The organism is Streptomyces sp. NPDC029164 (assembly GCF_055563995.1).
Window position 1 is genome coordinate 135,868 of the sequence record NZ_JBVHWW010000022.1, and the last position, 6,331, is coordinate 142,198.

Sequence of the window (6,331 nt, forward strand, 5' to 3'; positions counted from 1 at the left end):
TAAGGGTCATGAGCGCACCGACAGCCCCGCGGCCCACCCTCACCACCACCGCCACTTCTCCGACCGCCACGACGGCGGCCACCGCCGCCGCCGGCTGGCGCGCCGGGCTCCTCGACTGGCGCGTCCGGTTCGCGATCCTCTCGGTCGTCTGGGGCTTCAGCTTCCTCCTGATCAAGGTGGGCACGGAGGCGTACGCGCCCTTCCAGGTGGCCCTGGGCCGGGTCCTGTTCGGCGCGCTCGCCCTCCTCGCCGTCCTGCTGGTCCGCCGCGAGAAGCTGCCCCGGGGGCTGCGCACCTGGGGCCACCTCAGCGTGGCGGCGCTGCTGCTCAACACCGTGCCGTTCTCCCTGTTCGCGTACGCGGAGCTGAGCATCCCCTCCACCCTGGCCGGCATCTGCAACGCGACCTCCCCGCTGTGGGGCATGGCGCTGTCCATGGTCGCCCTGTCCGAGGACCGCCCCACGCGCCGCCGCTTCGCGGGCCTGGGCCTGGGCTTCCTCGGCGTCCTGATCGTCCTCGGCGCCTGGCAGGGCTTCTCCGGCATCGACGCCCGGGGCACCGCGCTCGCCCTGCTGGCCGCCCTCTGCTACCCCATCGGCTGGATCTACGTCCGCCGTTCGCTGGCCGGCACCCCCGGCTCCCCGGTGGCCCTGACCGGCGCCCAGCTCATGGTCTCCACCCTCCAGCTCTCGCTGGTCAGCGCCCTCTTCACCACGGCACCGAGCTCTTTCCCGCTCTGGCCGACCCTCTCGGTGATCGCCCTGGGCGCCCTCGGCACGGGCATGGCCCTGCAGATGCAGTACGGCCTGGTGACGGAGGTCGGACCGACCACCGCCCAGATGGTCACCTACTTCATCCCGGTCATCGCCACCGCGGCCGGCGTCCTGGTCCTCGGCGAGGAGCTGCACTGGAACACCCCGGTCGGCGCCGCGATCGTGCTGGCCGGAGCCGCCCTCAGCCAGACCCGCCCCGGCGCACGGAAGCCTGTCTGACCAGTGCTGATGTCCGGGCGATCAGCACACCGCCCGGAGGCACCTCTTGAGCTTGGCCGTCGTCCTGCTGACCGTCGGACCCACCCTGATCGTGGCCGGCGGCTCGCTCGCACTGAACATCCGCGGCGCCGCCACCGCGCTGGAGCGGTGGTCGGCCGCCAACGCCGAACTCAGGATGCACGCCCGGGGCGACCTCGGCCCGGCCCCGCGGGTCGCCGCCGCCGTGTTCTGCCGTTACCTGGGCTCGGTGAACGCTCTGTGCGGAGTCCTCCTGACCCTGGGCGGCCTGCTCGAACCCGCCTGACCCCGGCCCGCCCGGACCGCCTCCTCCAGTCCTGCCGACAGGACTGAAGGCGGCGGTTCGGGCGGGCCGGGCCCCGGGCCGCGGGCCGACCCGTACGGTCAGTCGTTCCGCCCGCCCGCGACCCCCGTCCGGACCGCCGCGGCCACGGCGTCCGCCAGGCCCGGCACCTCCGGGACCCCCAGCTGCGACACCGTCAGCCGCACGCCCGGTCCCGCCTCGACCCGGAAGATCGCCCCGGCGGCCACCGCCCAACCCGCGGCGAGCAGCCGCGTGACCACCACCGTCTCGTCGGCCACCGGCACCCACACGTTCAGCCCGCTCCGCCCGTGCGCCCGCACCCCCCGCTCCCGCAGGGCCTCGACCAGGGCGTTCCGCCGCTCCCCGTACGCGCGGGCCACGGCGGCCCGGTCCACGGCGTTCGAGGTCCACAGCTCCACCACCGCGTGCTGGAGGAGCCGGCTCACCCAGCCCGGGCCCAGCCGCTGGCGCCCCCGTACGCGGTCCAGGGTCACCGCGTCGCCCGTCAGCACGGCGAGCCTCAGGTCGGGCCCGTAGGCCTTCGCCGTGGACCGGATCAGCGCCCAGTGCCCGGTGACCCCGCTCAGCGGGTGCAGCGGCAGGTCGACGATGCCGTGGCCGTGGTCGTCCTCGATCAGCAGCACCCCGGGGTGGTGCGCCAGCAACTCCCGCAGCTCCCCCGCCCGCTCCGCGCTCACCGCGGCGCCGGTCGGGTTCTGCGCCCGCGAGGTCACCACCAGCGCCCGGGCCCCGGCGGCGAGTGCCCGGGCCACCGCGTCGGTGCGCGGCCCGTCGTCGTCCACGGCCACCGGCAGCACCCGCAGGCCCAGCGCCGGGACCAGGTCGAGCGAGCCTCCCCAGCCCGGGTCCTCGACCGCCACCGCGTCCCCCGGCCTCAGGTGGGCGACCAGTACCCGTTCGATCGCGTCCAGCGCTCCCGAGGTCACCGCCACCGGGCCGGGTGGGACGGCGTCCGCGTCGAAGTCCGCCCGGGCGAGCCGGGCCAGGTCCGGCGAGACCGGGTCCGCGCCGTAGAGGGAGGGGGCCTGCGCGTACCGCCGGGCCGCCGCCGCCAGCGCCCCGTCCAGGGAGGGGAGCAGCGACACGTCCGGATTGCCCTCCGCGATGTCCCGCACGCCCGCCGGCACCACCATCCGCAGCGCGTCCCGAGGGGTGGTGGAGGGGCGCGGCCGCACCCGGCTTCCGCGCCGCCCGTCGGTTTCGATGACCCCGCGCTCGCGCAGTGTCCTGTAGGCGGCCGCCACGGTGTTGGGATTGACGCCCAGTTCGCCCGCCAGCTCCCGCATCGGCGGCAGCAGCGATCCGGGCGGCAGCGCCCCCGATGCCACGCCCGCCTCGACGCTGGCCGCGATATCCGCTGTGCCCCGCCCTGTGATCCGATACTCTACTAGCACAAACCCAAGTATGCACTAGTGCAATGGAGTCGGCATCATGACCGCCACGCCCGCCACGGAGAAGACGACCGAGCGCACCGGGACGACCGGCGCGTACGAGCCCACCGACCGCACGGTCCCCACCCGATCCCGCGACCGGGCGCGCTACGACCGCGAGACGGTGCACTCGATACTCGACGAGGCCTACATCTGCCACCTCGGCTTCGTCCGTGACGGCGCGCCCGTGGTCCTGCCCACGCTGTTCGCCCGGGTCGGCGAATCGATCTACATCCACGGCTCGACCGGTTCCCGCCCGCTGCTCGCGGCCGGCAAGGCCGATCCGGGCCTGGCCGTCTGCGTGACCGTGACCCACGTCGACGGTCTCGTGCTGGCCCGCTCGGCCTTCCACCACTCGCTCAACTACCGCTCGGTGGTCGTGCACGGCACCGCCTACCAGGTCACCGACGAGGCGGAGTGCCGGATGGCCCTGGACGCCCTGGTCGACTCCGCGGTGCCGGGCCGCTCCGCCGACATCCGTCCCGCCAACGCCAGGGAGCTCGCCGCCACGGCGGTGGTCCGGGTGGATCTGACCGAGGTGTCCGCGAAGCTGCGCACCGGCCCGAGCAACGACGACGCCGAGGACCTGGACCTGCCCTACTGGGCGGGCGTGGTCCCGGTAGCCCCCGCGTTCGGCACCCCGGTGCCCGCCGCGGACCTGGCCCCCGGCATCGCCGTCCCGGACTACGTCACCGCGCTCTGAGGACCGCGCCGGACGGCGGCGGGCACGGCCGCCCCCGCCGGACGGCGCGATTCCGCCGCGATCAGGGCGCCCACCGCCGTCAGCAGCAGTACGGTGCCCACCACCACGGCGGCGGTCAAGCGCTCCCCGAGGAGCAGGACGGCGATCACCGCCGCGCTCACCGGCTCGATCAGCATGATCACCGACACGGTGGCGGCCCGTACCGCCGCGGCTCCCGTGAAGTAGAGGGCGTACGCCAGCGCCGTCGGCACGGTGGCCACGTACACCAGCAGCCAGAGCACCCGCCCGATGTCGGCGGTGTGCGGCAGCAGCCCCTCCGCCGCCGCGAGCGGGAGCAGGCACACCGTGCCCACCGCGACCGACCAGGCGGTGGTCACCAGCGGGTCCCCGCCCGCTCCGCGCTGCCCGAGCCACCGCGCCCGCAGGGTCATCCCCGCGTAGCCGGCGGCCGACAGCAGCGCCCAGCCGACGCCGAGCGGCCGCACCTCGCCGCCCCCGCTGCCCAGCACCAGTACGGCCAGCCCGGCCAGCGCGCCGAGGACGGCGGTCACGCCGCCGCGGCCGAGCCGTTCGCCCATCCAGGAGCGCGCTCCCAGCGCGATGATCACCGGCCCGGCGCCGAGCGTGACCACGGTGCCCACCGCGAGGCCGGTCTCGCGCACGGCGGCGAAGTACGCGGCCTGGAAGACGGTGAACAGCAGCCCGGTCACGATCAGCGAACCCACCGGGGGACGCGTCCGCCCCGCCCCGGGACGGGACCTCCGTACGGCGAGCACCCCCAGCAGCACCACGAGCCCGCCCGCGCACCGCCAGAACGACAGGGCGAGCGGGCCGAGGTCACTGGCCAGGAAGAGGAGGGAGGCGGCCGCCCCGGCGGTGCCCCAGGCGGCTCCGGCGATGACGAGGTACAGCAGACTGCGCCCGGCGGCGGGCGAATGATTCGACACGAAACTCTCCGCGCTTGCGTGAAGGATGAAAAGAAGCAGGTCATCGCTTCGCGGGCAGCACGTACCCGCCCGGGAACTCCCCGGGCCGGGTCAGATCGCAGAGGCGCCGCCCGCGCTAGGCGGCAGGAGGCGGAAGCACGGTCGAATGCATGATCGCCACCCTAAGCCGTCGTCGTCTCGCGGTCCAGCGGGGCCGAACCGCCCACGGCCGGCGGGACCGGCGGGGACGGCGGGGACGGCGGGGACGGCCGGGAGGACTGGGCGATGAAGGCTCCGCCCAGCACCAGGCCGCCGCCGACGATCTGCCAGGTCGAGAGGTACTCGCCGAGCAGGACCCAGGCCAGCACGGTGGCGACGACCGCCTCCAGGAAGGCCACCACGCCCGCGACCTGCGGCGAGAGCCTGCGCACCGAGACCACACCGGTCAGGTACGCGAAGACGGTCGCGACCAGCACGACCCAGGCGAGCAGCACCGGCGCGGGCACCATCGTGCCGCCCACGGAGGCCTGGCCGCCCAGCACCTGCCAGTCCATCTCCCACGGCCGGGCGATCACGGTCATCACCAGGGCGCCGACGAGCATGCCGTACGCGATCACCCCGAGCGGGTCGGGGGCGTCGTCCCCGTCGGCGCCCTGGTCGGCGAAGACGAAGTAGAAGGCCTGGCAGCAGGCCGCGGCGAGGCCGAAGAGCACGCCGAGGGGGTCCAGGCTCAGCCCGGACCAGATCTCGACCACGCAGGCCAGGCCGACCACGGCCACGGCCGCGCCCGCGGCGGCACCCCGCGTCACGGGCTTGCGCTGCACGAAGCGGATGTAGCCGAGCAGCAGCGCGGGGCCCAGGTACTCCAGCAGCAGGGCCACGCCCACCGGGATCCGGGAGAGGGAGGCGAAGTAGAAGGCCTGCACGCCGGCGACGGCGACCAGCCCGAAGCCGGCGAGCAGCAGGGGCTTGCGCAGGACGAGGTCGCGGTGGCGCCAGGCCAGCGGGGACAGCACGAGCGCCGCCCCGGCCACCCTGAGCCAGACCATGTGGAGGGGGTCCAGACCCGCCTCGATCAGCGGCTTCGCCGCCACTCCGGAACCACCGAACGCGAACGCCGAGACGAGGGCGAGGCCCAGTCCGGCATTTTTCCCTGACGCTTGCATCCGGCCATCATGACAGGGCCGGTCAGGACCGTCACGGCCGTGACACCTGTTGAGATGCACTCGATACCGCGCCCTGCCGGCCGCCACGGCTTCTGACAGGTCGTCAGTATTGAATGTTCCGCCCGCCGGGGCTACGTTCCGCCGCACGTACCCGACGAGAAGGGGTGGTCGCATGGCCGAAGTCACCGCGGAATCACGCATCGAGGCGTCCGCCGCGAAGCTCTGGTCCCAGCTCACGGACTGGGACGCGTACGGCCAGTGGAGCATGACCCACACGAACTTCCCGAAGGGCGGTCCGGAGACCCTCGCGGTCGGGTCCACCTTCGCCGAGAACATGAAGATGATGGGCTTCCCGGCCGAGGTCGTCTGGACCGTCTCGGAGCTGGAGGACGAGCGCCTCTTCGCCATCACCGGCAAGGGCCCGATGGGCGTGGCCGTCCTCACCCGGTACACCCTGACCCCGGACGGCGGGTCCACCACGGTCCGCATCGACGGCGAGTTCACCGGGGCGGCCGTCTCGCTGATGGCGGGCAAGCTCAAGGATTCGGCCACCGCCGCGCTGAACGAGTCGCTGCGCAAGCTGGCCGGCCTGGTGGCCTGACCGGCCGCCGCCCACCCCCGTACACGACGGCGGGGGGGGGGGGAGGGGGGGGGGGGGGGGGGGTGGGGGGGGGGGGGGGGGGGGGGGGGGGGTGGGTGGGGGGGGGGGGGGGGGTGGGGTGGGGGTGGGGGGGGGGGGGGGGGGGGTCGCGAAGACCACCGGTGAGATCG

7 protein-coding genes are annotated in these 6,331 nt (G+C 74.5%); 4 read left to right on the plus strand and 3 right to left on the minus strand.

Annotation, left to right across the window (positions count from 1 at the left end; genetic code table 11):
* Positions 1–8: 8 nt before the first annotated feature.
* Both ACZ4VT_RS22190 and ACZ4VT_RS22195 read left to right on the plus strand, forming a co-directional pair.
* Positions 9–992, plus strand: a complete 984-nt coding sequence (locus tag ACZ4VT_RS22190) for a DMT family transporter (protein WP_467951963.1) — start codon at positions 9–11, stop codon at positions 990–992.
* 46 nt (positions 993–1,038) lie between these two features.
* Complete coding sequence (locus ACZ4VT_RS22195; RefSeq protein WP_467951965.1) at positions 1,039–1,296, plus strand: hypothetical protein; 258 nt, start codon at positions 1,039–1,041, stop codon at positions 1,294–1,296.
* Between the two features lie 98 nt (positions 1,297–1,394).
* Here ACZ4VT_RS22195 and ACZ4VT_RS22200 read toward each other — a convergent pair whose 3' ends face one another.
* Positions 1,395–2,729: an aminotransferase class I/II-fold pyridoxal phosphate-dependent enzyme gene (locus ACZ4VT_RS22200; protein WP_467951967.1), complete on the minus strand. Its 1,335-nt coding sequence runs from the start codon at positions 2,727–2,729 to the stop codon at positions 1,395–1,397.
* A gap of 37 nt (positions 2,730–2,766) precedes the next feature.
* Here ACZ4VT_RS22200 and ACZ4VT_RS22205 point away from each other — a divergent pair, with 37 nt between their 5' ends.
* Complete coding sequence (locus ACZ4VT_RS22205; protein ID WP_467951969.1) at positions 2,767–3,468, plus strand: pyridoxamine 5'-phosphate oxidase family protein; 702 nt, start codon at positions 2,767–2,769, stop codon at positions 3,466–3,468.
* Here ACZ4VT_RS22205 and ACZ4VT_RS22210 read toward each other — a convergent pair.
* Together ACZ4VT_RS22210 and ACZ4VT_RS22215 are read right to left on the minus strand one after the other, a co-directional pair.
* On the minus strand, positions 3,450–4,415 hold the full coding sequence (locus tag ACZ4VT_RS22210) for a DMT family transporter (RefSeq protein WP_467951971.1): 966 nt from the start codon (positions 4,413–4,415) through the stop codon (positions 3,450–3,452). The two genes, ACZ4VT_RS22205 and ACZ4VT_RS22210, sit on opposite strands and share 19 nt — an antisense overlap.
* A gap of 161 nt (positions 4,416–4,576) precedes the next feature.
* Positions 4,577–5,560, minus strand: a complete 984-nt coding sequence (locus ACZ4VT_RS22215) for an EamA family transporter (protein WP_467951973.1) — start codon at positions 5,558–5,560, stop codon at positions 4,577–4,579.
* 172 nt (positions 5,561–5,732) lie between these two features.
* Here ACZ4VT_RS22215 and ACZ4VT_RS22220 point away from each other — a divergent pair, with 172 nt between their 5' ends.
* Positions 5,733–6,161 carry a type II toxin-antitoxin system Rv0910 family toxin gene (locus ACZ4VT_RS22220; protein WP_467951975.1) on the plus strand — a complete coding sequence of 143 codons (429 nt, stop codon included), beginning with the start codon at positions 5,733–5,735 and terminating at the stop codon, positions 6,159–6,161.
* Positions 6,162–6,331 lie beyond the last annotated feature (170 nt).

Excerpts from the sequence above, each read along its gene's own strand:
- ACZ4VT_RS22190 (WP_467951963.1), top strand. The coding sequence starts at position 9 with ATGAGCGCACCGACAGCCCCGCGGCCCACCCTCACCACCACCGCCACT.
- ACZ4VT_RS22220 (WP_467951975.1), top strand. The coding sequence starts at position 5,733 with ATGGCCGAAGTCACCGCGGAATCACGCATCGAGGCGTCCGCCGCGAAG.
- ACZ4VT_RS22205 (WP_467951969.1), top strand. The coding sequence starts at position 2,767 with ATGACCGCCACGCCCGCCACGGAGAAGACGACCGAGCGCACCGGGACG.
- ACZ4VT_RS22215 (WP_467951973.1), bottom strand. The coding sequence starts at position 5,560 with ATGCAAGCGTCAGGGAAAAATGCCGGACTGGGCCTCGCCCTCGTCTCG.